This window comes from Sphaerisporangium krabiense (assembly GCF_014200435.1).
In the GTDB taxonomy this organism is placed as follows: Bacteria; Actinomycetota; Actinomycetes; order Streptosporangiales; family Streptosporangiaceae; genus Sphaerisporangium; species Sphaerisporangium krabiense.
The window spans coordinates 460,970-485,127 of record NZ_JACHBR010000001.1 but is presented as its reverse complement, the minus strand read 5'-3'; the positions used below and the strand labels follow the sequence as shown (position 1 = coordinate 485,127).

Below are 24,158 nucleotides of genomic sequence, written 5' to 3'. Positions count from 1 at the left end.
ACCCAGCACTTACGCGGCCTTCACCCCCATTCGGCGGCCGGACAACAGGCGGGTCGTCAAGGCGGCGAAGGCCGTCAGCCAGGCCGCGTAGGCGATCCACACCTCGTAGTCGCCGATCGCCGTGATCAGAGGGACACGGCCCACGGTTCCGACGCCGTGTGAGGCGGCGGCGTACATGCCGAGGGGGAACACCATGCTCCACCACCCCGGCCCGTACCGCAGGGGGACGCGGTGCAGGACGTGCCGCCACCAGCCGACGAGGATCAGCGCGGGGAAGATCCAGGTGGCCAGGCTCCAGAAGATCAGCGAGACGTGCAGGGCGAAGTCGTGGGCGAGCGCCGCGGCGGGCGCGCCGGACATGCGGGCGACCTGCGTGCCGGCGACGGTGGTGATGGAGGCGGCGCCCATCGCCACCCAGTACGGCGGCGTGAGGTCGTCCGGCCGGATCTCGTACAGCATCAGGCGGTACGCCACGAAGATCGCCACGAACCCGTACAGGCACAGGGCGAGCGCCCAGGTGATGACCGCGATGAGCGCCAGCTCGTCACGGCCGGCGCCCGCCGTGCGCTCCAGCGTCGCCGCGAGCACCGCGACGGACTGGCCGGCGACGATCCAGATGAACCAGGTGCCGTTGGCGTCCGCGACGGTCCGCTCCCCGGTGCGGCTCAGCACCGCCGCCCACGGGATCAGGTAGCCGAGGACCGTCCAGCTCACCAGGCCCACCACCAGCAGCGCCGTCGCCGCGAGGACGAAACCGTCGATCGCCAGCCGTGTGCCGAGCACGTTGGTGCCCGCGGTGAAGGTGAAGAACCCGAAGGCGCGGCCGGGGTCGCGCAGGTCGCGCCACATCTCCCGCCGGCAGGCCGCCATCCGCCAGGCGTTCAGGACGATGAGCACGGCGTAGGCGACGGCCGCGATCCACAGCAGGGCCAGGGACGCCCAGAACAGCCGCGCGTCGTGCAGGTCGATCGCGACGATGCCCGTGGCCATGACGAGCGCGAAGTACGACGGGGAGAGGCCGCGGACGGCGGCGCGGCTCACTCCGGGGCGCCGATCTTGCGCCACCTCCGGCCGGTGGTGCCGGGCTCGGGCGGAAGGATGTCGCCCCGGCTGCGGTAGACCTGGTACGGCCGCCAGAGGTACCACAGCGGGAAACTCCAGGCGTGCACCAGCCTGCTGAACGGCCAGACCGCCCAGATCGCCCAGGCCGCCGTGGCGTGCAACTGATAGATGTACGGAGCCGTGGTCATCGCCCTGACCTCCGGGGCGCCGGTGAACAGGCCGCGGAACCACGGGGCGACGGTGAGACGGTAGTTGTAGCCGGGGCCGAGCAGGTTCCAGAAGATCGTCGGGATCACACCGGTCAGCACGATGGCCAGCAGCAGGATCAGCGCCACCCAGTCGATGGCCGCGGTCGTGGCGCGCACCCGCGGCACCAGCGTGCGGCGGGTCGCGAGGACGGCGATGCCGACGATGACGACGATCGCCGCCAGCGCGCCGCCGGCCGCGGAGAACCAGCGGTAGACCCCCTCGGGGATGCCGATCGCACGGGTGACCGAGATCGGGATCAGCAGGCCCATGACGTGCCCGATGATCGCGGCGAACGCGCCGTAGTGGAACATGGGCGCGCCCCACTTGAGCAGCCGGCGCTCCAGGAGGTTGGTCGAGTAGCAGTCCCAGCCGAACCGGTCGTACCCCCAGCGCCAGATGTGCCCGACCACGAACACCGTCATCGCCACATACGGGAGGACGACCCACCAGAACAGGTCGAGCGTGCTCACGTTCGTCACGGGCGTGCCTCCCCGCGCGGATAGGGGTCCAGGTACTCGGGCGGCGCGAACGGCTCCAGGCCGACCTCCTCGAAGGGCGGGCCGTCCGCCATGGCGCGCGCCGCCTCCGCCTCCCGGCGGCGCAGCCGGGGCAGCCGCCCGCAGACCGCCTCCACCACGTCGGCGTACGGCGTGCCGGTCTCGGCGAGCGCCCGGCGCAGCGGTTCCAGGTCGGCGCGGCGGCGGCGCAGCAGGGCCTCGCCCCGGGGGCTCACCGCGGCGAACTCCAGCAGCATCGGCAGGTAGTCGGGCAGCTCATCGTCCGGCGGGGAGAAGCCCGCCGCGCGGTAGGCGGCCTTGTAGGCGATCAGGGCCGCGCCCCGCCGGCGCGTGTCGCCGTGCCGGAAGTAGCTGAGGTAGAGGGAGCGGCGCCGCTCCAGGTCGAAGGTCTCCACGTAGTGCCGGGCGGCCTCCAGCGGCGGCGTGGCGCGCAGCCAGTCCAGGAACCGGCCGAGCCGCGTCCGCGCGCCCCTCGGCACGCCGCGCACGGCGTCCTCCAGCTCGGCGAGCCCGTCGAACAGCTCGCGGTCCGGGTACGGCAGCAGGACCGAGGCCAGCCGGAAGACCCTGGCGTTCGCGCCGTCCGCGTGCCCGTCGGGGACGGTCTCGGTGTGTCCGTCCCGCCGACGTGCCCGACCGTCAGGCTCGGCCGCGGCGGGGCCGGTCACGGGGTCTCCTTGCCGGGGAACAGGTGCGGCGGCGGGTCACCGGCGCCGTTCCAGCCCAGCAGGTTGGTGTGCAGCCGTCCGTCGGCGCCCCGGAACGTGTGCCCCGCAGCGCCGTGTCCGGGGACGCCGTCCGCCGCGTGCCCGTCCGGGCCGTGGCCGCCCATCCCCGGCCCGCCCTCGCCTTCCAGGCTGCACGCGAGCCGCTGGTGCTGCGCGGTGCGCTCCCCGGCGTCCTCGGCGTGGGTCCGCGGGATGACGTAGCGCTCGTCGTACTTGGCGATGGCCAGCAGCCGGTACAGGTCGTCGACGTCGGCGGCCGTCATGCCCGCGGAGCCGGGCAGGTCCTCGCCCGGGTCCTGCCCGAGCCGGACGGCCCGCATGAAGGAGCGGACGACGGCCAGCTTGCGCAGCACGCCCCGGACGACCTCGGTGTCCCCGGCGGTGAACAGGTTCGCCAGGTACTCGATGGGGACGCGCAGCGACTCGATCGTGGCGAAGACCCGGTCGGCGTTGTCGTAGCCCGTCGCGCGCACCAGGTCGGCGACCGGCGACAGGGGCGGGATGTACCAGACCATCGGCATCGTGCGGTACTCCGGGTGCAGCGGCAGCGCCACCCGGTGCCGTACGGCGAGCGCGTGCACGGGGGAGCGCCGCGCCGCGTCCACCCAGTCGGCGTGGACGCCCTGGCGTTGCGCCGCGGCGCGCACGCTCGGGTCCTCGGGGTCGAGGAACACCGAGAGCTGGGCCTCGTACAGGTCGCGCGGGTCCGGGGTCGCGGCGGCGGCCGGGACCGCGTCGGCGTCGTACAGCAGCACCCCGAGGTAGCGCAGCCGGCCGACGCAGGACTCCGAGCAGATCGTCGGCTCGCCCGCCTCGACCCGGGGGAAGCAGAACGTGCACTTCTCCGCCTTGCCGGTGCGGTGGTTGAAGTACACCTTCTTGTACGGGCAGCCCGACACGCAGAACCGCCAGCCCCGGCAGCGGTTCTGGTCGACCAGCACGATGCCGTCCTCCTCGCGCTTGTAGAGCGCTCCGGAGGGGCAGGAGGCGACGCAGGACGGGTTGAGGCAGTGCTCGCAGATCCTCGGCAGGTAGAACATGAAGACCTGCTCGAACTCCATGCGCACTCGTTCCTCGAGGCCGGCGAGGTTCGGGTCGGCGGCGGCGTGGTCGGGGGCCCCGGCGAGGTCGTCGTCGAAGTTGCTGCCCCACTCGATCGCCATGCTCCGGCCGGTCAGCGCGGAGATCGCGTGCGCGCTGGGGTTCTGCGTGCCCGGCGGGGCGGCGATGACGGTCTCGTAGTCGTAGGTCCACGGCTCGCCGTAGTCGTCGATCGGCGGCAGGTGGGGGTTGTAGTACATCGACAGCAGCCGCCTCACCCGGCCGCCCGCCTTGAGCTCCAGCCTGCCCTTGCGGTCCAGCGTCCAGCCGCCCTTCCACTCCTCCTGGTCCTCGTACCGCCGGGGATAGCCCGCGCCCGGCTTGGTCTCGACGTTGTTGAAGTACACGTATTCGAGGCCGGGCCGGTTGGTCCAGGTCTGCTTGCACGTCACCGAGCAGGTGTGGCAGCCGATGCACTTGTCGAGGTTCATCACCATCGCGACCTGGGCCATGACGCGCATCTAGAACCGCACCTCCTGCGAACGGCGGCGGACCACGGCGAGCTCGTCGCGCTGGAACCCCGCCGGGCCGTAGTAGTTGAACGCGAACGAGAGCTGGCCGTACCCGCCGATGAGGTGCGTGGGCTTCACGATCAGCCGGGTGAGCGAGTTGTCGCTGCCGCCGTGCCAGCCGGAGATCTCCGAGTACGGGGTCATGATCTGGCGGTCCTTGGCGTGGTACATGTACGCCGTGCCCTCGGGCATGCGGTGGGAGACCACGGCCCGGCACGTCACGACGCCGTTCCTGTTGTACGCCTCGATCCACTCGTTGTCGGCCACGCCGATCTTCGCCGCGTCCTTCGCGCTCATCCACAGCACGGGACCGCCCCGGAACAGCCGCAGCATGTGCAGGTTGTCCTGGAACTCCGAGTGGATGGACCACTTGGAGTGCGGGGTGAGGTACCGCACGGTCACCTCGGGGACCTCCCCGCCCGGCGGCGCCGGAGGGCCGTACAGGCGGGCGTAGTTCAGCGGCGGCCGGTAGTTCGGCAGGGTCTCGCCGTACTCGGCCATCCAGTCGTGGTCCAGGAAGAAGTGCATGCGCCCGCTGAGCGTGCGCCACGGCACGCGGCGCTCCACGTTCAGCGTGAACGGCGCGTAGCGGCGCGCCAGGTCGTGCACCCCGGACCACTCCGGCGAGTTGAGCGTGACGCGCGGCTGCACCTGGGTGTCGTAGAACGTGATCCGCCCGGCCCGCACCTCGCCGGCCAGGTCGGCGAAGCCCGTCCCGGTGCGTTCCTGCAGCTTCTCCCACGCCTGCGCCGCCATCGCGCCGTTGGTCGTGCCCGACAGCGTGAGGATCGCCTCGGCCAGGTGGACGTCCCTGGCCAGCGAGGGACGCCCGTCGGCCGGGCCGCCGCGCACCGGGCCGTTCGCGCGCAGCAGGCCCTCCACCGCGCCGGCCGGCACCCAGTGCAGCCCCTTGGATCCGATGCCGAGGCCCTCCACCAGCGGGCCGAGCGCGCCCATCTTCGCCGCGACGGCCGTGTAGTCCCGTTCGACCGTGACCAGCTTCGGCATCGTCACGCCGGGGATCGGCGGGCACTGCCCGGCCTTCCAGTCCAGGGCACGGCCCCCCGGCTGGGCCAGCTCGTCCGGCGAGTCGTGCGCGAGCGGGGCGGGGATCACGTCGGTGCGGGTGCCGAGGTGGACGGCGGCGAGCCGGGAGAGGTCCTCGGCGATCGTCATGAACGCGTCGAAGTCGGTGCGCGACTCCCACGGCGGGGCGATCGCCGGGTTGAAGGAGTGGATGAACGGGTGCATGTCCGTCGTGGACAGATCGTGCTTCTCGTACCAGGTCGCGGCGGGGAGCACGACGTCGGAGTGCGTGCACGTGCCCGTCATCCGGAAGTCCATGGTGACGAGAAGGTCCAGCTTGCCGCGCGGCGCCTCCGCGCGCCAGGTCACCTCGGCCGGACGCAGGTCCGGCGGCGTCTCGCCCGCCCGCACCGCGTCGCCCGCGCCGAGCAGGTGGCGCATGAAGTACTCCATGCCCTTGCCCGAGGAGCCGAGCAGGTTCGCCCGCCACACCGTCAGCACCCGCGGGAAGTTGCGCGGGTCGTCCGGGTCCTCGGCGGCGAAGCGCAGCCGGCCCGCGCGCAGCTCCTCGACGACGTGGTCGGCCACCGGACGCCCCGCCCGCGCCGCCTCGTCCGCCAGGTCCAGCGGGTTGCGGTCGAACGTCGGGTACGACGGCGTCCAGCCCATGCGCGACGCCTGCGCCACGCAGTCGGCGAACGACCGGCCGCGGAACAGGCCCCGGCCGAGCGGGCTGGCCAGCTCGCCCGCGCCGAACGCGTCGTAGCGCCACTGGTCGGTGTGCAGGTACCAGAACGTGGTGCCGGTCATCTGCCGGGCGGGACGCTGCCAGTCCAGCGCGAACGACGTCTGCGCCCAGCCGGTCAGCGGCCTGATCTTCTCCTGGCCGACGTAGTGCGCCCAGCCGCCGCCGTTCACCCCCTGGGTGCCGCACAGCATGGTCAGCGTGAGGAACGTCCGGTACGCCTGGTCGGAGTGCGTCCATTGGTTGGTGCCGCCGCCCATGCAGATCATCGACCGGCCGCGCGACACCTCGGCGTTGCGGGCGAACTCGCGGGCGATCCGCACCACGGCCTGGGCGGGCACCGTCGTGAGCGGCTCCTGCCAGGCGGGGGTGTACGGCGCCGGGTCGTCGTAGCCGGACGGCCACGTGCCGGGCAGGCCGTCGCGGCGCACCGCGTACTGGGCCATCAGCAGGTCGAACACCGTCGTCACCAGGCGCCCCGCCACCCGGACCGCCGGGACGCCCCTGCGGACCGACGCGCCGCCCTCCGTCGGGCCGGTGTCGAACCGGGGCAGGTCCACCTCCACCGCCTCGGCGTGCCGGCCGTACAGCGTCAGCACCGGGTCCACGCCGCGAAGGTCCAGGTTCCAGCGGCCCTTGCCCGACTCGGCGAACCGGAAGCCGAGGGAGCCGTTCGGCACCACGGGACGGCCGCCGTCCGCGTCGAGCAGCACCATCTTGTGCGCGGCGCCCTCGCCGGCGTCCCCGAGGTCGGCGGCGGTCAGGAACCGGCCCGGCACGCGGGCCCCGCCGCGTTCCTCCAGCGTGACCAGCAGCGGCAGGTCGGTGTAGGTCTTGACGTAGTCGGCGAAGTAGGGCACCTGCCGGTCGCGGAAGAACTCCGTGAGGATCACGTGGCCCATCGCCATGCCGAGGGCGCCGTCCGTGCCGGGGACGATCGGCAGCCAGTCGTCGGCGAACTTGGTGTGGTCGGAGAAGTCCGGGGAGATCACCACCACCTTCTGGCCCCGGTAGCGGGCCTCGGTCATGAAGTGCGCGTCCGGCGTCCGCGTGATCGGCAGGTTGGTGCCCCAGATCATCAGGTACGTCGCGTTCCACCAGTCGGCCGACTCCGGCACGTCCGTCTGGTCCCCGAAGACCTGCGGGGACGCGATCGGCAGGTCGGCGTACCAGTCGTAGAACGACAGGATCGTGCCGCCGATCATCGACAGGAACCGCGCGCCCGCCGCGTACGAGACCAGCGACATCGCCGGGATGGGGGAGAAGCCCGCCACCCGGTCCGGGCCGTACTCCTTGATGGTGTGCACGTGGGCGGCGGCGATCATCTCGCTCACCTCGGGCCACGGCGCGCGGACGAACCCGCCCATCCCTCGCGCGGTCTTGTACCGGGCCGCGCGCTCCGGATCGCCGGTGATCTCCGCCCACGCGGCCACCGGGTCGCCGAGCCGCTCCCTGGCCTCCCGCCACATCTCCAGCAGCACGCCGCGCACGTACGGGTACCGCACCCGGGACGGCGAGTAGGTGTACCAGGAGAACGACGCGCCGCGCGGGCAGCCGCGCGGCTCGTGGTCGGGGGAGTCCGGGCCGAGCGAGGGGTAGTCGGTCTGCTGGATCTCCCAGGTGATGATGCCGTCCTTGACGTACACCTTCCACGAGCACGAGCCCGTGCAGTTCACGCCGTGCGTCGAGCGGACGACCCTGTCGTGACGCCAGCGTTCCCGGTAGAACTCCTCGGCCTGGCGGCCGTCGGAGCGGTGCAGCGACCAGTAGTCCTTCGACGGCGTTCCCGGGAGCAGGAACCGCATCGTACGCAGGAGCCTCCCGCCCTCCGCGCGGCCGCCGGCCTGCCGCCGGGCGTGGCCGTCCGCGCCGGGCCGTGGCGGGGCGCCCTCGGCAGGGCGCGGGGCCGGGTCGGTGGGAGGGGGTGACGACATCCCGCCCCCTCCCCTCGGTGACACGGCGTGTCCCTTGTGGCGTCTCCTCTCCCGAGATCGTCACCCGATCGGGTCCACGGGCAGCGATAGCGTCTGTGCTCTTTGCGTAAAGTCACCCGGGCACGGTCACCATCGGTCGTGGTGGACGGTCGGGGGGAGGGGCGGGCGGAGCGCGGGGCGGAAGGTCTCGCCGAGGTGGTAGGCGGTCGGGATCAGCGCCGCCTGGTGGACTCCGGACGGGATGCCGAGCAGGTCGGCGATCGCCCGCTCGTGCCGCAGGTGGACGGTCGTCCACGTGGTGCCGAGCCCGCGTGCCCGCGCGGCAAGCATGAAGCTCCACACCGAGGGCAGCAGCGAGCCCCACAACCCGGCCTGGTTGCCGTCCGGCAGGTCTTCACCGGTCCGCAGGCAGGCCAGCACCAGCACCGGCACCTCGCCGAGATGCCGCGCGAGGTACGCGGCGCTGTCCAGAGACCGCTTCCTGCTCCCTTCCAGGCCGCCGGCCGACGCGGGGCGTTCACCGGTCGATGCTGTGGTCTCGGCGGGGGTTCCGGGCGGCTGAGACTCGGCGGGCCTCGCGGCCGGCTGAGCGGGGTCTCCAGGGCGGGCCGTCGCCTGCGCGGCCCGATCCTGCGGGGCCGTTCTCGTGGCGGCCGACGCGTTGTGCTCGAACGCCGTGCGGTACAGGGCGCCGATGGACGCGCGGATCCCGGGGTCGGTGATGACGATCCAGTGGCCGGTGTTGCGGCCCGAACCGCAGGGAGCCTGCTGCGCGATGCGTAAGCACTCTTCGATCAGCTCGCGCGGCACCGGCCGGTTCAGGTCGAGACGCCTGCGTACCGAGCGTGTGGTGGTGAGAAGGCCGTCCGGGGTGAGCTCGTGGAAAGCGGGCTCGTCCGTGGGGAATCCGGCGTTGTGCAGCCAGTCCGTGACCATATCGGGGGTGTCCTGACGTGTCTGGGGTGGTGTGGGGGTACTTTCCGCCGTTGGTGCGGGAGAAGGCTCCGGTATTACCGGCATGGGTAAAATTCCGGATTTATCGGAAATGCCCGCATCAAGGTGTCCGTCGGGACGGCGCCAACCGGGCCGGCGACGCTTGCCATTCCGGCTCTGGTCCCGTCGAAAGCCGGCCAGGAACCGTCGAATGGCGGCGACGTGCCACATGGCCGCGGTGACGTGGTGAACCGGCCGGTCACCACGTGACCGGGAGCTCCCACAGGCCGCGGACGAACATGTCCGTGCGCCAGGAGAGCTCCTCCTCCGGTACGGCCAGCCGCATCGACGGGAACGCCGTGAACAGCGCCGACACGCCTAATCGCATCTCCAGCCGCGCCAGCTCGGCCCCCAGGCAGTAGTGCGGGCCGAAGCCGAACGCCACGTGCGGATTGTCCGGCCGATCCGGCAGCAGGCGGCGCGGCTCGTCGAACACGTCCGGGTCGTGGTTGGCGGCGTCGGGGATCGGCACCACCACCTCGCCCGCCGGCACGACGACCCCGCCGGACAGGGCCACGTCGGCGGTCGCCACATGCGGCACGCCGCCGGAGCCGTTGCCGCACAGGAACCGCAGGACCTCCTCGATCACCGGCTCGATGTCGCCCGGACGCTCGCGCAGGCGGCTCAGCAGCTCGGGGTGACGCAGCAGTTCGTACACCGCCGCCGCCATCTCGTTGCTGGTGGTCTCGTACCCCGCCACGAACAGCCCCGCCGACAGGATGATCACCTCGGTACGGCTGAGGCGGCGCTCCTCCTTGCGAGGGGACAGCATCTCGGCGACGAGCCCGGGAACCTCCCTGCCCTCGTCGAGCGCCGCCCGCGTGCCGTCCACGAGGTCGGCGAAGTAGTCGTGCATCTCACGGTGGCTCGCGGCCACCACCTCGGGAGGAAAGCGGCCGATGGACATCATCGGGTCCACCCACGGTTTGAACCTGGACATCTCGGTCTCCGGGACGCCGAGGATGCGGCACATCACCCGCATGGTGAACGGCACCGTGAACCCTCCGACCAGGTCCGCGGGGCGCGGCCCGGCCGCGACCGCGGCGATCTGCTCCGCGACCAGGTCCTCGACCATGGGGCGCAGGCGTTTCACCTGCCGCGCGGTGAACGCGTGCGCGACGGCGCCCCGGCGGCGGCTGTGCTCGGGGGCGTCGGTCGTGATCAGCGGAAGCGACTCGGCCGTCCTGGCGAACAACGTCCCCGCGAACGCGGCCCGGCTGAACCGCGCGTCCGACAGCACGAGCTTGACGTCGTGATACCGCGTGACCAGCAGCGCCTCCCGCCCATTGCCCAACCGCACCCGCGGCAGCCCCGCCTCCCCCCGAAACCGCGCGTACTCTCCCGGCGGCTCCCCCCGAACCCCGATCCCGAACGGAAACCCCGGAAGCTCCCCCTCGCCCCTCACAGGACACCCGTCTCCCCGCGGCCCGCCGCCGGGCCCACGCGCACCCTCCCCCTCTGCGGAGTCCCGCAGGTCACGGGAGGCACGGCCCGCGCGGGAGGTGTGGAGGAGGGGCGAGTCCCGTAGGTCGGGTGAGGTGTCGAGATCGGGGGAGGGGGTGGTGTCGGGCGAGGCATGCAGATCGGGCGGGTCTTGGAGGTGGGAGGTGCCCCGGGGCTTCGGTGCGGTGCTGAGATCGGAGAGGGTGTCAGGGTTCGCTGAGACGCGGAGCTTGGCAGAGGCGTCCAGGTCAGGTGAGGTGTTCGGGTCGGCGGCGGTGCGGGGCCTCACGGACTCCGGGTGGTCCTGGGAGCGGGGGGAGGTTTGTCGGGGGGCGGGGGGTGGGGGTGGGGAGGTTCGGAGGTCGGTCATGAGGGCGTCACCTTCTGGATGAGGTTGATGATCTGGTATCCGGCGAAGGTCGCCAGGAGGAACGACGCCGCCTGGCCGTAGGGCCAGCGCACGTCTCCTCGGATCCAGAAGCGCAGCGCGCCGGCGCACGCGAAGGCGAGCGGGGCCACCGAGAGCCACACCGCCCACGAGACCCGCCCGTCGCCGAGCAGCACGGCGGTGACGAGGACGGCCACCGAGGCGATCGCGCAGGCCACGGCGAGGGCGGCGGTGCCCGAGGGGCCGAAGAGCGTGACGTAGGTGCGTTCGCCGGGACGGGGCCGCCGGGTCGTCTTGCGGGCGAACTCCAGATGCAGGAACGCGAGCGTCGTCACCAGGATGCCGAGGGCGCCGCGCCAGGACGGCGCCAGGCCCGTGGAGTGCAGGAGCCCCGCGTACAGGAACCCGTTGATCAGGAGCTGAACGGGAAGGTTCACCAGCATGCCCGCCAGCAACGCGTCGCCGCGCGGCCACCCCAGCCGCCGGTCCGCCCAGATGACCAGGTACGCGTACGCGAGCTGAGCGGCCAGCACCCCCATGACCGGCGGGCGCCAGGCGTTGAGCGCCAGCACCAGCGGCGTGCCCACCATGATCATGACGGTGAGATCGCGCACGCTCACCGCACCGGCGGCCAGCGGGCGTCCGGGATTGTGCTCGCGGTCGTAGCCGAGGTCGCGGATGTCGTCCAAGGCCCGCATCATCAGCAGCACCACGAGAAGGCTCACGGCGCCGACCAGCGACCCCACGTCCGGCACCCACCCGGACAGGCGGGCGTCGGTCAACGCGCACGCCGCCGGCGCGCCGATCGCCCACGCCACCGCGTACGGCACGTAGGCCTTCGGCGGAAAACTCCCCGCCACGTAGCGCCCCAGACGGTTCGCCCATGCCACCGCGTCCCGGACGTGGCCTCTCGGCGGGAAGCCGTCGGCGATGTGGCGCAGGAGGGCCGCTAGAGAGGCTCCTCGGGAGGCAGCACCCGCACCGTGCCCTCGGCTCCGTCCACCTCGATTCGTGCGCCGTCCTGGATGAGCGTGGTCGCGTTGGGGACGGAGACGACCGTGGGGATGCCGAGCAGGCGTCCGGTTATGGCGGTGTGGGAGAGCAACGTGCCGCGCTCCACCACCATGCCCCGCGCCGCCATCATGAGGAACAGCCATCCGGGATCGGTCTCCTTCGCCACGATGATGCGGTCACGGCAAGATTCAGGGGATATGGAGGGGTCCAGCACGACCCGCGCCTCACCACGCACCACACCCCGGCTGGACGGCAACCCCCGCAGATCCACGACGGCCGCACCCCCACCCGAGCCGGAGCCGCCCCCAGGCGTCCCCCCGTCCAGGGAGCCGCCCTCCACGGGCCGCTCACCCGCCCCCGCCGGTCCACCCTCTCCCGGCCGGTCGAATGAGGCCGGAGAGCGGCCGTTCCCGGGGTGGTGGGGACATGACGGTGCGGTGGGGGACGGGGGGTGGCCGGAGGGAGTGGTCGTTCCTTGGGCCGGCTCGGGCGGGGGTGTGCTGGTCGCCGCGGGAGTGGAGGGGGGCGGTGCCGGGCTGGTGACGGGGTGGTTGAGGAGGGTGGAGAGTTCGGAGCCGGGGTCGGGGCGGTGGGTGGCGCGGTGTCGTTCGTCGCGGCGGGCGCGCACCAGGGCGCGCAGGTCCGCGTCGACGAGCGTGCCGTCGTAGGCGCCGAGGACTTCTTCCACCGTCAGGTCGAGGACGTCCTCGCGCCGGTCGAGCCTGCCCGCCTCGGTGAGGTGGTCGCCGAGCCGCCACAGCACCTGACGCGACAGTCCGAACAACTGGCTACGGCAGTACCGGGTGTCCTCGCGGGTCTTCACCGACCAGCGCAGCCCCCTGGCCAGGGCCCGGATCACCAGGCGGCGCGCCGTGCCCGGGCACCGCTCGCGGAGCTCGCTCTCGGCCTCGGCGCGGCTGGCCAGCTCTCTGGCCCGGCTGTCGGCCACGGTCAGCCCGCCGTGCACCATCGGCTTGATCATCGTGACGATCATGGCGGGCCGCTGACGGGGCGAGGGCTCCTCCAGCTTGAGGTCGTGCAGGGCGCGGTCGCCGTAGCGGTGCAGGTGGGCGGTGGCCGCGGCGGCGATGCGGCGCCCGTAGCGGCCGGCGGTGATGTCGGCCCAGATGGCCTCTGGAGTGTCGCCGTGCCCGCCACGGTCGCGCGTCTCCCGGGATCGGTCGCTGCCGTGCCCCTGGCCGTGGCCGGACGTCTGCCCAGGTTCGGGACGGGCGTGGCCGGGGGTGGGGTGGTGGTCGCAGGCCCGGATCCGGTGGGCGAGGTCGGGGTGGGCGCTGACGAGCTCGGCCAGAGCGATCGCGGAGCGGACGCCGAGCAGCGAGCGGTTCTCGCGCCCGCCCATCAGCAGCCCGCCGAGGAGACGCTGTTCGTCGTCGGTGACCCACCGGCGCAGCGCCGCCGAGGTCAGGGTGGTCCACACCAGGAGGAAGAAGGTGTTGACCAGCGTGACCCCCCACCGCCGCCCCACCTCGGCCCACAGCCGCCGGTAGAAGGAGATGAGCCGCTCGGGGGCCCAGCCGTCCATGTCGGCGCTGTGGTCCACCACGCGGTCCCACCAGCGCAGGAAGTCGCGGACCTCACCGGGCAGGCGGACCAGGCGCGCCGTCAGGGCCGGGACGGTGAGGAGCGCGCGGGCGACCTGGGCGCGGGAGGGGCGGAAGTCCTCACCGAGGCCCATCGAGCGCTCCCACCAGCGGCGGACCAGCGGGAACCCGGGGATCTGCCCGTGCAGGGCGAGCCAGGCGTCCACCCGGTAGTAGACGCGGCCGTCGACCAGGCCCACCATGCGGTTCAGGTGGTGCTCGCGGGCGCGCAGCCCACGATCGGGCACGCCCATGCGGCGGTACAGATCTCGGAAGATCACCCGGTAGAAGACCCGGGCCTGCGAGTAGGTCAGCGCGCCGGACAGGCCGGGGAAGCTCTCGGTGAGGTTGTGGTTGGTCCAGCGCACCCGAGGACCGTCCCCCGAGCCCGCTTCCGCCGCCGCCGGAGTCGCCGCCGTGGACGGGGGCGCGGCCGGTGTCGGCGATGAGGCCGGGGGTGGAGATGGGGTGGGGAGGGGAGGCGAGAAGACGACGGGGCGTGCTTGGACGAGGTGGATCTCGCCGTCGGGGGTGATCGTGCCTTCCAGATCCTGGGGGAGGCCGAAGAACGTCTCGACGTCGGTGGCGAGCCGGGTGACGGCGCGCACCTCGTCGTCGGCGAGGACGGGAGCCCGCGCGTACTCGGGAGGGACGGGACGGCGCACCGGCCCTTCGTCGCCGTCGCCCCGGGTGGTCATGATGTGTTTGACGACGAGCTCGGCGCGGATCTCGCCGGAGGCGGTGTCCACGAAGAAGTGGTCGACGTCGGCCGTCTCCTGCACCACGCCCTCGCCGATGCCGTGCGCCGCCGCGATCACGCACGACGCCTCGCCCGTGCGCGGATCACGGCTGAACGCCACGAACGAGCGCGCGCCGGGCACCATGACCTGGACGCCGACCGCCACCCGGACCGAGTCCGGCGGCAGGTCCCTGCGCGCCCGGTACATGATCGACCCGGGGGAGAACCCGGACGCCCAGCACCGCGCGACCAGCCCGGCGACGTCCTGCGGCCGGACGTACAGGTAGGACTCGGTCATGCCCGCGAAGGCGTCGGTCGCGCCGTCCTCGCCGTTGCCGTCGGCGTCGGCGACCACGCAGGCGCGCACCGCGAGCAGACCCTCCTCACCCGCCAGGTCGCGGACGGCCTCGGCCAGCTCGGCGGCCACGTCGGCGGGCAGCGCCGCCGAGGACAGGGCGGCGGCCGCGTCGGCGGCCCACGCCAGCAGATCGGCCTCGCGGGCGAGTGGAGGCGGGGGCGACACCAGGTCGCGGGCGACCTCGTCGAACACCGTGACGGGCACGCAGAAGAACCGCGGCACGCGGAAGCCGGCCCTGCGCAGCCGTTCCTGACGGGCGAACTTGTGCCCGGTCAGCATGGCGTCGGTCAGCCGGTCGTCTCCGGCCCTGATCAGCATGTCCGCCACCTCACCACACCCCGATCAGCAGCCGGGGCCGTCCGGCCGCGAACTGTGGATAACCCGGCACCGTCCACAGGACCCGCTCCTCGGTACGGATGCGCCACACGAGGACGGCGGTCAGCAGGAGCAGCGCGGCGACGCCGAAGACCTGGTGGAAGTACAGAACGAATCCGAGATTGGCCAGCAGCATGCCCGCGTAAGCCGGATGCCGGACGAACCGGTACGGCCCGGTGGTGACCAGCGGGTGCTCGTCGCGGCGCAGCACATGGTGGGTGTAGAGCGCGCCGAGGGCCCGGATCGCGACCGTCCGCAGCACGATGCCCCCGGCGAACAGGACGACCGGCACCGCCATCCACGGCGAGGGGCCGTCCCAGGGCGCGGGAGGCAGCACCGCCGCGATCACCAGCAGCATGCGCGAGGAGGCGTACGCCGCCAGCGTCGCGCTCTCGGCGACGGGCTGGGACGGTTTGCGGAACGTCACGGGGATCTCGACGCTCACCCAGGCCAGGTAGCCCAGGACCAGCAGGCCCGAGACCAGGTTCGCCCCCTCGGAGGCGTCGAGCAGGTAGCCGATCCCGCGCACCGCCATGGTCGCGACGGCGGCCACGAACAGCACGCGGGTCAGCAGCGTGACCGGCCCCATGGCCGGCGACCCCGCCGCGCTCACGCCGGCCCGCCCGCGCCGCGCAGCCGCCGGTACACCGCCGGGGAGGCGGCGTAGTAGTCGAGCCCGACCCCGCCGCACGCCTCGGCCGCCGGGTCGCCCGCCACCACGTCGATCTCCATGCGGGAGCGCCCGCGCACCGGCGGCCGCCACGTCCACCGCAGGTACAGGTCCCCGAGGACGCCGCCGGGGAGGTCGGCCTCGATGGAGAGCAGCACCAGCCGCACGTCGTCGGGCACGCTGTGCTCGACGTGGCAGATCATGGTGCCGAACTGGCGCGCCGCGTCGATGAGCACCTCGGCGCGCGCCGGCTCTCCGGGCCCGGCCGCGAGCGGATGGCCCTCCTCGGGCCTCCGCACCCGCACCGTCCGCGTGGGGCCGTCCGGGATCATGCCGCTGACGAGCACGTTCTCGGCCCGGTGCCGGTGGACCAGCGTCCCGTCCCGCTGGTCGGGGTGATCGGCGCCCGCCGCCGTGCCCGCGGGTACCGGGGCCGACGGCGCGAAGGCGGCCTCCCCTTCGCAGACGGCCCGGTCGCGCTGCCGCGCCCGCACGACGACCTTGCGCGTGCCCGGCGACCCCGAGGCGTCGGGGGGCAGCCGGGTCGCCTCCAGGTGGACGGGCGCGTCCAGCTCGCAGAACGACGGCAGGGCCAGCCTCAGGGCCATGCGCGACCCCGCCCGTTCCGGCAGGCCGGCGCCGGTCGCTCTGAGCAGGTCCAGCAGGCCGCTGACCAGGGCCATCCCGGGGAGGTGGTCGAGGGGGTGGTCGAAGAAGTACGGGTCGCCGGGGTCCACGGCGAGGGCCGCGCTCCAGGTGCCGGTCACCAGGTCGATGTCCCGGGCCAGCCCGGAGGCCGGATGTTCCTGGAGGAGGGTCGCCTGCGGCGCGTGGGCGTCGCGTGCGGAAAGCAGGGTCATAAGCACCACTCCCTGATTGCCGAATATTCATCGGATCCTCAGGTGCGCACGTCGGCGTGGGCATCTTCCGTATTGCTGTCCCCGGGCATTTTTCGGAGTTATGGATCCGATGTAAATCGCCGTTGCGGGCGCCGATGGCCCTCCATATCGGCGACGATCGGGCGAAACGTGACCGGCGATAGCCCGAAATAGGGGGGACCTGCAATTATGGGCCTCAGATAAAGACAAATTTCGCGCGATTAGATTCATCACCCCAGGTGGACGGCATAGCCCGCGCCGATGGCCGTGAGAAGGGCAATCCAGAAGATGCGCCGCCGCCGTCGCCGGCACCACGATCCGTGCCCGGAGGTGAGGCCCACATGAAGATCGAAGGTGTCTTCGTCGCCGGGCTCGGCGCCTGCGTCCCCGAACCCTTCAGCGCGGCCGAGGCCGTGCGGCTCGGGATGTACGACGCCGGCGAGCACGAGCGCGGCGGCTGGACCGGCGCGGCGGTCGCCGGGGACGTGCCGGCCCCCGAGCTCGCGGTGCGCGCCGCGCGCCAGGCGCTGGCACGCTCGGGCCACGACGTGTCCGAGATCGGCCTGCTGCTGCACACCAACCTGTTCCACCAGGGCCTGGACGGCTGGTCGCCCCACCACTACGTGCAGCGCCACACGATCGGCGGCCGCGTCCCCGCCTTCAGCGTCGGCCAGACCTGCAACGGGATGCTCGGCGCGATGGAGCTGGCGTCCTGCTACCTCACCGCGGCACCGGGCCCGGCGGCGGCGCTGATCACGGGCGCGGACAACTTCGGCGCCCCGCTGGTCGACCGCTGGCGGTACGCCGAGGGGGCCACCACCAACCGGGGCACCATCCTCGGCGACGCGGGGACCGCCGTCGTCCTGTCGCGCCGCGCCGGATTCGCCCGGCTCCGGTCGATCGCGTCCGCCTCCCTGCCCGAGCTGGAGGAGCTGTACCGGGGCGACGTCCCGCTGTTCCCGCCCGGCAGCGCCGCGGGCGTCCCCATGGCGATCGGGGCGAGGGTGGCCGAGTTCGCCGCGCGCAACCCCAAGGACCTGGAGGAGGCGAAGGAGACGCTGCGGCTGGCCCGCGTCGAGGTGGCCGAGCGCGCCCTGGCCGACGCGGGCATCGCCCCCGGCCAGGTGACCCGCGCGACGCACATCTTCTCCGGCGGCGAGGCGTACGTGCGCGCCATCCTGGAGCCGCTGGGCATCGACCCGTCCCGTGGCGTGCTGGAGTACGGCCGCGGTCTCGGCCATCTCAGCGTGAACGACCAGATCGCGGGCCTGAACCACCTGGTCGAGACGGGAGCCGTCGGCCCCGGCGACCACGTCCTCATGCTCGCCAACGGCGCCGGCGTCGCCCTGTCCTGCGCGGTGGTGGAGATCCTCGACCCGGTCGACCGGACGCCCCCCGCCGGGTGAGGGGCGGGCCGGCGGTAGCCTGGTCCGGCTGGACGGCGGGCGGGCCGCCGGGCGCGCGGGCAAGGGGGCAGGGTGAGGCTTCTCCACTCCGGGAAGGTCAGGGACGTCTACGAGGACCGGGGTGACGTCATCCTGGTCGCCTCCGACCGCGTCTCGGTCTACGACGTGATCCTTCCCACGCCGATCCCCGACAAGGGGAAGGTCCTCACGAGGCTGTCGCTGTGGTGGTTCGAGCGCCTGGCGGACGTGGTGCCCAACCACGTGATCTCGGCCACCGACGTGCCCGAGGAGTTCGCGGGCCGGGCCGTGCGCTGCCGCAGGCTCGACATGGTGCCCGTGGAGTGCATCGCCCGCGGCTACCTCGTCGGCGGCGGCCTGAAGGAGTACCAGGCGAGCGGCGCGGTGTCCGGGGTGTCCCTGCCGCCCGGCCTCGTCGAGGGCTCCCGGCTGCCCGAGCCGGTCTTCACGCCGACCACCAAGGCGCCGCTCGGCGAGCACGACGAGTTCATCACCTACGACGACGTCGTCTCCCAGGAGGGCGCGGAGACGGCCGAGGAGCTCAGGCACGCCACCCTGGAGATCTACCGGCGCGGCGCCGAGCTGGCCGCCGCGCGCGGCATCATCATCGCCGACACCAAGCTGGAGTTCGGCAGGGCCGCCGACGGCACGCTCGTGCTCGGCGACGAGCTGCTGACCTCCGACTCCTCGCGCTTCTGGCCCGCCGCCGACTGGGAGCCGGGACGGGCGCAGCAGTCCTTCGACAAGCAGTTCGTCCGCGACTGGGCCACCGGCACCGGCTGGGACAAGAAGGCCCCGGCGCCCGAGGTCCCCGCCGAGATCGTCGAGGCCACCCGCGCCCGCTACGTCCAGGCGTACGAGCTCATCACCGGCGAGACCTGGTAGGCCGCGCTACCGAAATCGTCCGCGGTGCTCTGGTGTTCAGGCCGGAGGTGCGGCGGACGTTCTGCGGAGCAGGGCAGGGAAAGCCGGATCGCCGCCAGGGCGATCAGGCGTCCACCCGGCTCAGAGCGGGCGGTTCTGCTGCTCGATGTACTGGCGCAGGACGCTGATCGGCGCACCGCCCACCGACCCGGCGAGGTGAGGACCCGACCACGACTTGGTCGCCTGGGCGTAGTGGCGGGCCGGTTCGGGAATTCCTGGCGGCTCCTGCGGGAGGACACGCCCTTGAGGGAGTTGACGAGCTTACACACAGCGACCTTCGGTGGGAGGTTCGCCAGCAGGTGCACGTGATCGGCCCCGCCGTTGAACTCGGCCGGCTTGGTCTCGAAGTCGGCGCAGCGCATGATCTGCTCCATGCGTTCCAGGTGGGGGCCGGTGCATACCGGATGCCGGAACTTGGTCACGACGACAAGGCGGGCATGCAGGACGAAACCACAATTCCTGCCTGTTCTGATGTTCCCGTACTCGGCCATGACCCAATCCGTAGCATCATGGTGTGCAGCTCCGTTACCGGTACCGCCTCTACCCGGCCGCCGGTCAGTGCCAAGCCCTGGCGCGGGCGTTCGGGTGTGCGCGGGTGGTGTTCAACGACGGGCCGCGCGCACGAACCGAGGCCCGCGAGGCGGGCCTGCCGTACCTCTCCGACGCAGACCTGTCCAAGCAGGTCATCGCCGAGGCGAAGAAAACTCCCGGACGCGCCTGGCTGGGCGAGGTCTCTGCTGTCGTGCTCCAGCAGGCCCTGGCCGACCTCAACACCGCCTACCGCAACTTCTTCGCCTCCATCACCGGCAGGCGCAAGGGGCCGAAACTCGCCGCTCCCCGGTTTCGATCGAAGAACGACAGACGGCAGGCGGTCCGGTTCACCAAGAACGCCCGGTTCTCGATCACGCCGGGCGGGAGGCTCCGCCTGCCGAAGATCGGTGACGTGCCGGTGCGCTGGTCACGGGAACTGCCGTCGGCCCCTTCCTCGGTGACGGTCATCAAGGACGCGGCCGGGCGGTACTTCGCCAGCTTCGTCGTGGACACCAGCGATGAACCGCTGCCCCAGGTCGCGGGCGAGATCGGCATCGATCTCGGACTGACGCACTTCGCCGTACTGTCCGACGGCCAGAAGATCGACAATCCCCGATTCCTGCGCCGGGCTGAGCGACGCCTGCGCAAGGCGCAGCAGGCTCTCAGCCGCAAAGCGAAGGGATCGAACAACCGGAAGAAGGCCATCGCCAGGGTCGCCAAGGCGCACGCGAGCGTGGGCCGGCGAAACAGGAAGCCACAGAGGCGCCGCATGACGCGGTGCGGGCTGAATCCCCGGCCTTCAGGGCGGAGAGCGCGTCAATTCTTGCAGATGTTCTGGGTGGCCGTCCGCGCCGCGGGGGTCACCGTGGCCGACGGCGCGGCCGTGCTCGTCGTGGTGGTCTTGATGGTGACCTTCTTGGCGCCGGTGTACTTGGTGCCCACGATCAGCTCGATGCCGGTGACGTCGGCCTCGCGCAGCTGGGCGCCGGGGACGGCGGCGGCCAGCGTGCGCGCCGAGTCCTCGCGCCCGGCCGGGTAGCGGACCACGGGGTCGGTGTAGTTCCTGGTGGCGGTGTCGCCGGGCGCGGCCGGCACCTGGAACCCCGCCTTGACCAGCTCGGCCTTGGTGCGCGCGCCGAGACCCGCGATGGACGTGCCGTTGATCACCTTGACCGCGATGCGCTCCGGCGGCACGGTCAGCTCCTCGTCGGAGGCGCCGCCGGAGTCGCCCGCCGAGTCGCCCGCGGTGGGAGACGAGGACGGCGTGGACGAGGGCCGCTGGGACTTCACGGGCTTGACCAGCGGCACGTCGTCGCCGATCCGCCGGAACAGGTCGCGCGCCGCCGCCTTGTCCCACAGCACCGCGGACTCCCCGGTCGGCGCGCGGTAGTTCACGTCCGCGAGCGGCACGGTGGCGAAGGCGACGTCGTCGGTCGAGACGTCCTTGAGCTGGTCGGCCAGCCCCAGCAGGTCCTTGGACAGCTTCTCGTCCACGGTCAGCGTCTTCAGCGTCGAACCGACCAGCCCGGTCAGCTTGGCCGGGTTGGCCAGGGTGCCGCCGCTGAGCGCCCGGTGCAGCAGGGCCGAGATGACCTGCTGCTGGCGGTCGATGCGGTCGAGGTCGGAGCGCGCGGTGGCCCGGGTGCGGGCGTAGAACAGCGCCTTGGCCCCGTCGAGCTCGTAGGTGCCCGGCTGGAGCTTGAACCCGGTGTGCTGGTCGTCGATGGCGACCGGTGTGCACACCGAGACCCCGCCGAGGGCGTCCACGACCCTGATGAAGCCGAGGACGTTGACCTCGACGTAGTGGTTGATGGTCAGCCCCGTGGCGTTCTGCACGGTGCGGACGGCCAGCGGCGCGCCGCCCATCGAGTACGCCGAGTTGATCTTGTGGGAGCCCTTGCCGGGGATGTCCACCCAGCTGTCCCGGGGCAGGCTGACCACGGTGACCTTGCCGTGGTCCTCCGAGAGGTGGATCACCATCATCGTGTCGCTGCGCTGCCCGACCTCGCGGCCGAGGTGCAGGCGGTTCTGCTCCTGGCGCGTGAGGTCGTCGCGCTTGTCCACCCCGACCAGCAGGATGTTCATCGCGCCACGCGGGTCGGACCCGGCCGTCCCCGCGTTCACGGACTTGATCTGGCTGGTCGCGTACGTCGAGAGGAACCACAGCACGCCGGACCCGGCCAGCACCATCGCCGACAGCGCCCCGGTGATCGTCACCGCGCGCGCGCCCGCCCGCGCCCGCCGCGTACGGCGCTGGTTCAGCCGCACCCCGCCGTACGCGTCGCCGCCCACGTGGACGGCGGACTCGTCGTCGCTCACCGTGGTGTCCCCCTCAAGGACGAGAACGCGTCACCGGTGAGGACGTTCCCGCGCGCCCGTGGGTTGCCGTCCCCACCCGCTCGTACAGTAGCGTGAGCGCCGCCATGAAGGAGTTCCCCGACTCGCCACGAACAAGCCGGACAAGCCCCACCACGCGCGTCTGGCCGCCCATCTCGGTCGTCATGCCGGTGCTCAACGAGGAGCGCCACCTGCGTGAGGCCGTGCACCAGGTGCTCGCGCAGCGCTACGACGGCCCCATCGAGGTCGTCCTCGCCGTGGGCCCGTCCCATGACCGTACGCAGGAGGTCGCCGACGCCCTCGCGGCCGAGGACCCCCGCGTGACGGTCGTGCCCAACCCCACCGGCAGGACGCCGAACGCGCTGAACGCCGCCATCGGCGCGGCGCGGAGCGGCATCATCGCCCGGGTCGACGGCCACGCCATGCTCCCGGAGGACTACCTGCGGGTCGCGGTCGAGACGCTCGAACAGACCGGCGCCGACAACGTGGGCGGCATCATGGCCGCCGAGGGCGTCACCCCGTTCGAGAAGGCCGTCGCCTGCGCCATGACCTCCAGGATCGGCGTGGGCAACGCCCGGTTCCACACCGGCGGCGAGCCCGGGCCCGCCGACACCGTGTACCTCGGCGTGTTCCGCCGCGAGGCGCTGGCCCGCGTCGGCGGGTACGACGAGCACTTCCAGCGCGCGCAGGACTGGGAGATGAACCACCGCATCCGCGAGACCGGGGGTTTGGTGTGGTTCCAGCCGCGCATGCGCGTGTCCTACCGGCCGCGGCCGACGGTCAAGGCCCTGGCCAAGCAGTACTTCCACTACGGCCGCTGGCGCCGGGTCGTCGCCCGCACCCACGAGGGCACGATCAACCTGCGCTACCTGGCGCCGCCCGTCGCCGTGGTGGCGATGCTGCTGGGGCTGGTCGTCTCGCCGTTCTTCTGGCCCGGCCTGCTGATCCCGGGCGGCTACGCCGTGGCGATCCTCGCGGGCTCGGTCCTGACCGGCCGTGGTCTGTCCACGGCCGCGCTGGCCCGGCTGCCGGTCGTGTACGCCACCATGCACCTGTCCTGGGGCTGGGGCTTCCTGACCAGCCCGCCGAGACTCAGCAGGCCCGCGCGGGACGGCGCGGGCCTCTGAGCGCGTCTCAGACGCCGGGGGAGACGTCGACGACCTGACCGGTCAGGTCCGACAGCAGCACGCCGGCGGCGGCCCGCGCGGCGTCCCGCGGCGCGGCGAGGTCCCGGACGGGGCGCAGGCAGTTCACGCGCACCCCCTCCGGCGCCCACGCGCGCGCCAGGGCTTCGGTGAGCGCGGTCACCGCGCCCGTCACGGACGCCTCCAGCGCGGGCTCTCCTGGGGGCAGGGCGGGCGCGCGCAGCAGCAGGTGGCCCCGGCTCTCGCGCAGGTACCCCTCGGCCGCCCCGGCGACGTTCAGGGCGCCCAGGTGGCCCACGGCGACCGCGTCGGCGGGGGAGTCCGGCGCGCCGCACACCACGTGGTCGACGCGCCCGGCGTCCTTGGCCGCGCGCGCCAGCGCCTCCGCCACCGCGGCGGCGTCCTCGACCCGCACGTCCTCGCGCGAGAACGCGTGGACGTCCGCGCCGCACCCGCCGGCCACGGCCGCGACGCCGGCGTCGCCGAAGACCACGACCGTCGTGCCGTCCAGCGCGCCGGGGCCGGGCAGGGGCAGGGCGGCAGGGACGAGCCGGAGGAGGCTCTCGGCGATGGGGATGTCCACCGGATGGGTGACCTTCATGTTGTGCTCGCTGCCCGGCACGACGAAGATCGGGGCGTCCGGGCGGTAGCGCAGCACCACCCCGCAGTCGTCGGTCGCGGGACGGCTCGGGAAGTCCGGGTCGGCGAACGCCCGCTCGTAGGCGTCGCGGATCAGCGACAGCCGGAACCCCTGCGGGGTCTGCACGCGCCGCAGCCGCGCGCGGTCGGGGATCTCCTCGACCACCTCGCCCCCCTCGCCCGGCCCCACCACCATGATCGTGTCGGAGGAGGGGATGGCGGCGACGATCGCCGGGCGCGTCCGCAGGGCCTCGGCGCAGCCGGCGATGACGCGCGGCTCCACCAGCGGCCGCACGGCGTCGTGCAGCAGCACGTCGCACTCCCCGGGGCCGAGCGCCCGCAGGGCACGCCACGTGGACTCGGTGCGCGTCGCGCCGCCCTCGACGACCGCGGCGACCTTGCGGAAGCCGCGCCGCGCGACGAGGTCCTCCACCTCGGCGGTGAAGCCGGGCGTCATCAGCACCACGATCTCGTCGATCTCCGGCGCGGCCTCGAAGACGGCCAGCGTGTGCTCGATGATCGTCCGCCCGGCGAGCCGGAGCAGTTGCTTGGGGGTCCCGTGCCCCATCCGCTGCCCGACGCCGCCCGCGAGGACGACTCCTACGGTCCGCCGGCGTGGTTCCGGTCCCGGTGTGGCCAAGGTAAGAGTTCTCCGTTTCTTCCGGTTCCTAGGGCAGGACGTCCGCGCGGCGCGGGGCCTGTGTCCCTGATCGCGTTCTTCCTGTATTACTGGTCTTGGCCACTGCTTTCCACACCTGCTCTCGTCACCGGCCCGGCTCTCCTCCGGTGATGCACGACCCCGGTGACCAACCGGCCAACCC

Annotated in this window: 16 protein-coding genes and 2 pseudogenes; 4 read left to right on the top strand and 14 right to left on the bottom strand. The window is 72.7% G+C overall.

Going from position 1 to position 24,158, the window contains the following annotated elements; genetic code table 11:
* Positions 1-9 precede the first annotated feature (9 nt).
* The 11 genes from BJ981_RS02050 to BJ981_RS02000 form a co-directional block, all read right to left on the bottom strand.
* On the bottom strand, positions 10-1,041 hold the full coding sequence (locus BJ981_RS02050) for a tellurite resistance/C4-dicarboxylate transporter family protein (RefSeq protein WP_221314630.1): 1,032 nt from the start codon (positions 1,039-1,041) through the stop codon (positions 10-12).
* Positions 1,038-1,790: a respiratory nitrate reductase subunit gamma gene (gene narI, locus BJ981_RS02045; RefSeq protein ID WP_239139128.1), complete on the bottom strand. Its 753-nt coding sequence runs from the start codon at positions 1,788-1,790 to the stop codon at positions 1,038-1,040. Before narI ends, BJ981_RS02050 begins: the two co-directional genes overlap by 4 nt.
* Positions 1,787-2,497 carry a nitrate reductase molybdenum cofactor assembly chaperone gene (narJ, locus tag BJ981_RS02040; protein WP_239139129.1) on the bottom strand — a complete coding sequence of 237 codons (711 nt, stop codon included), beginning with the start codon at positions 2,495-2,497 and terminating at the stop codon, positions 1,787-1,789. The genes narI and narJ overlap by 4 nt, the downstream gene beginning before the upstream one ends.
* On the bottom strand, positions 2,494-4,119 hold the full coding sequence (narH, locus tag BJ981_RS02035; protein WP_184608037.1) for a nitrate reductase subunit beta: 1,626 nt from the start codon (positions 4,117-4,119) through the stop codon (positions 2,494-2,496). Before narH ends, narJ begins: the two co-directional genes overlap by 4 nt.
* On the bottom strand, positions 4,120-7,746 hold the full coding sequence (locus BJ981_RS02030) for a nitrate reductase subunit alpha (RefSeq protein WP_204070159.1): 3,627 nt from the start codon (positions 7,744-7,746) through the stop codon (positions 4,120-4,122).
* A gap of 255 nt (positions 7,747-8,001) precedes the next feature.
* Positions 8,002-8,811, bottom strand: coding sequence for a nitroreductase family protein (locus BJ981_RS02025; RefSeq protein ID WP_184608035.1), 810 nt, complete (start codon positions 8,809-8,811; stop codon positions 8,002-8,004).
* A 256-nt stretch (positions 8,812-9,067) separates the two neighbouring features.
* The gene (locus BJ981_RS02020) at positions 9,068-10,168 is read right to left on the bottom strand and encodes a cytochrome P450 (RefSeq protein WP_184608034.1); all 1,101 of its coding nucleotides are present in this window, start codon (positions 10,166-10,168) and stop codon (positions 9,068-9,070) included.
* 509 nt (positions 10,169-10,677) lie between these two features.
* Positions 10,678-11,559: a UbiA prenyltransferase family protein gene (locus tag BJ981_RS02015; RefSeq protein WP_184608033.1), complete on the bottom strand. Its 882-nt coding sequence runs from the start codon at positions 11,557-11,559 to the stop codon at positions 10,678-10,680.
* An 89-nt stretch (positions 11,560-11,648) separates the two neighbouring features.
* Positions 11,649-14,732, bottom strand: a complete 3,084-nt coding sequence (locus BJ981_RS02010) for a PEP/pyruvate-binding domain-containing protein (RefSeq protein ID WP_184608032.1) — start codon at positions 14,730-14,732, stop codon at positions 11,649-11,651.
* A gap of 10 nt (positions 14,733-14,742) precedes the next feature.
* On the bottom strand, positions 14,743-15,402 hold the full coding sequence (locus BJ981_RS38970) for a methyltransferase family protein (RefSeq protein ID WP_184608031.1): 660 nt from the start codon (positions 15,400-15,402) through the stop codon (positions 14,743-14,745).
* Positions 15,399-16,319, bottom strand: a complete 921-nt coding sequence (locus BJ981_RS02000; protein WP_184608030.1) for an AfsA-related hotdog domain-containing protein — start codon at positions 16,317-16,319, stop codon at positions 15,399-15,401. Before BJ981_RS02000 ends, BJ981_RS38970 begins: the two co-directional genes overlap by 4 nt.
* A gap of 359 nt (positions 16,320-16,678) precedes the next feature.
* Here BJ981_RS02000 and BJ981_RS01995 point away from each other — a divergent pair, with 359 nt between their 5' ends.
* Both BJ981_RS01995 and BJ981_RS01990 read left to right on the top strand, forming a co-directional pair.
* Positions 16,679-17,743: a ketoacyl-ACP synthase III family protein gene (locus BJ981_RS01995; RefSeq protein ID WP_184608029.1), complete on the top strand. Its 1,065-nt coding sequence runs from the start codon at positions 16,679-16,681 to the stop codon at positions 17,741-17,743.
* A gap of 72 nt (positions 17,744-17,815) precedes the next feature.
* The gene (locus BJ981_RS01990) at positions 17,816-18,646 is read left to right on the top strand and encodes a phosphoribosylaminoimidazolesuccinocarboxamide synthase (protein ID WP_184608028.1); all 831 of its coding nucleotides are present in this window, start codon (positions 17,816-17,818) and stop codon (positions 18,644-18,646) included.
* A 120-nt stretch (positions 18,647-18,766) separates the two neighbouring features.
* On the opposite strand, the pseudogene tnpA reads toward BJ981_RS01990, so the two are convergent.
* Positions 18,767-19,176: pseudogene (gene tnpA, locus BJ981_RS01985) on the bottom strand (IS200/IS605 family transposase).
* 23 nt (positions 19,177-19,199) lie between these two features.
* On the opposite strand from tnpA, the gene BJ981_RS01980 reads away from it, so the two are divergent.
* Positions 19,200-20,255 carry an RNA-guided endonuclease InsQ/TnpB family protein gene (locus BJ981_RS01980; protein WP_239139130.1) on the top strand — a complete coding sequence of 352 codons (1,056 nt, stop codon included), beginning with the start codon at positions 19,200-19,202 and terminating at the stop codon, positions 20,253-20,255.
* On the opposite strand, the pseudogene BJ981_RS01975 reads toward BJ981_RS01980, so the two are convergent.
* Positions 20,204-21,406: pseudogene (locus BJ981_RS01975) on the bottom strand (LCP family protein); the annotation flags it as partial. The gene BJ981_RS01980 and the pseudogene BJ981_RS01975 overlap by 52 nt on opposite strands.
* A 233-nt stretch (positions 21,407-21,639) precedes the next feature.
* Between BJ981_RS01975 and BJ981_RS01970 the strand changes: the two are divergent.
* A complete protein-coding gene (locus BJ981_RS01970; protein WP_184615497.1) occupies positions 21,640-22,680 on the top strand; it encodes a glycosyltransferase family 2 protein in 1,041 nt (346 codons plus the stop codon).
* A 7-nt stretch (positions 22,681-22,687) separates the two neighbouring features.
* Here the strand turns inward: BJ981_RS01970 and BJ981_RS01965 are convergent, their stop codons facing one another.
* A complete protein-coding gene (locus BJ981_RS01965) occupies positions 22,688-23,977 on the bottom strand; it encodes a bifunctional cytidylyltransferase/SDR family oxidoreductase (RefSeq protein ID WP_239139131.1) in 1,290 nt (429 codons plus the stop codon).
* Positions 23,978-24,158: the final 181 nt, after the last annotated feature.

Excerpts from the sequence above, each read along its gene's own strand:
- BJ981_RS02030 (WP_204070159.1), bottom strand. The coding sequence starts at position 7,746 with ATGCGGTTCCTGCTCCCGGGAACGCCGTCGAAGGACTACTGGTCGCTG.
- BJ981_RS01970 (WP_184615497.1), top strand. The coding sequence starts at position 21,640 with ATGAAGGAGTTCCCCGACTCGCCACGAACAAGCCGGACAAGCCCCACC.
- BJ981_RS02010 (WP_184608032.1), bottom strand. The coding sequence starts at position 14,732 with ATGCTGATCAGGGCCGGAGACGACCGGCTGACCGACGCCATGCTGACC.
- BJ981_RS01995 (WP_184608029.1), top strand. The coding sequence starts at position 16,679 with ATGAAGATCGAAGGTGTCTTCGTCGCCGGGCTCGGCGCCTGCGTCCCC.
- BJ981_RS02000 (WP_184608030.1), bottom strand. The coding sequence starts at position 16,319 with ATGACCCTGCTTTCCGCACGCGACGCCCACGCGCCGCAGGCGACCCTC.
- narH (WP_184608037.1), bottom strand. The coding sequence starts at position 4,119 with ATGCGCGTCATGGCCCAGGTCGCGATGGTGATGAACCTCGACAAGTGC.
- BJ981_RS02025 (WP_184608035.1), bottom strand. The coding sequence starts at position 8,811 with ATGGTCACGGACTGGCTGCACAACGCCGGATTCCCCACGGACGAGCCC.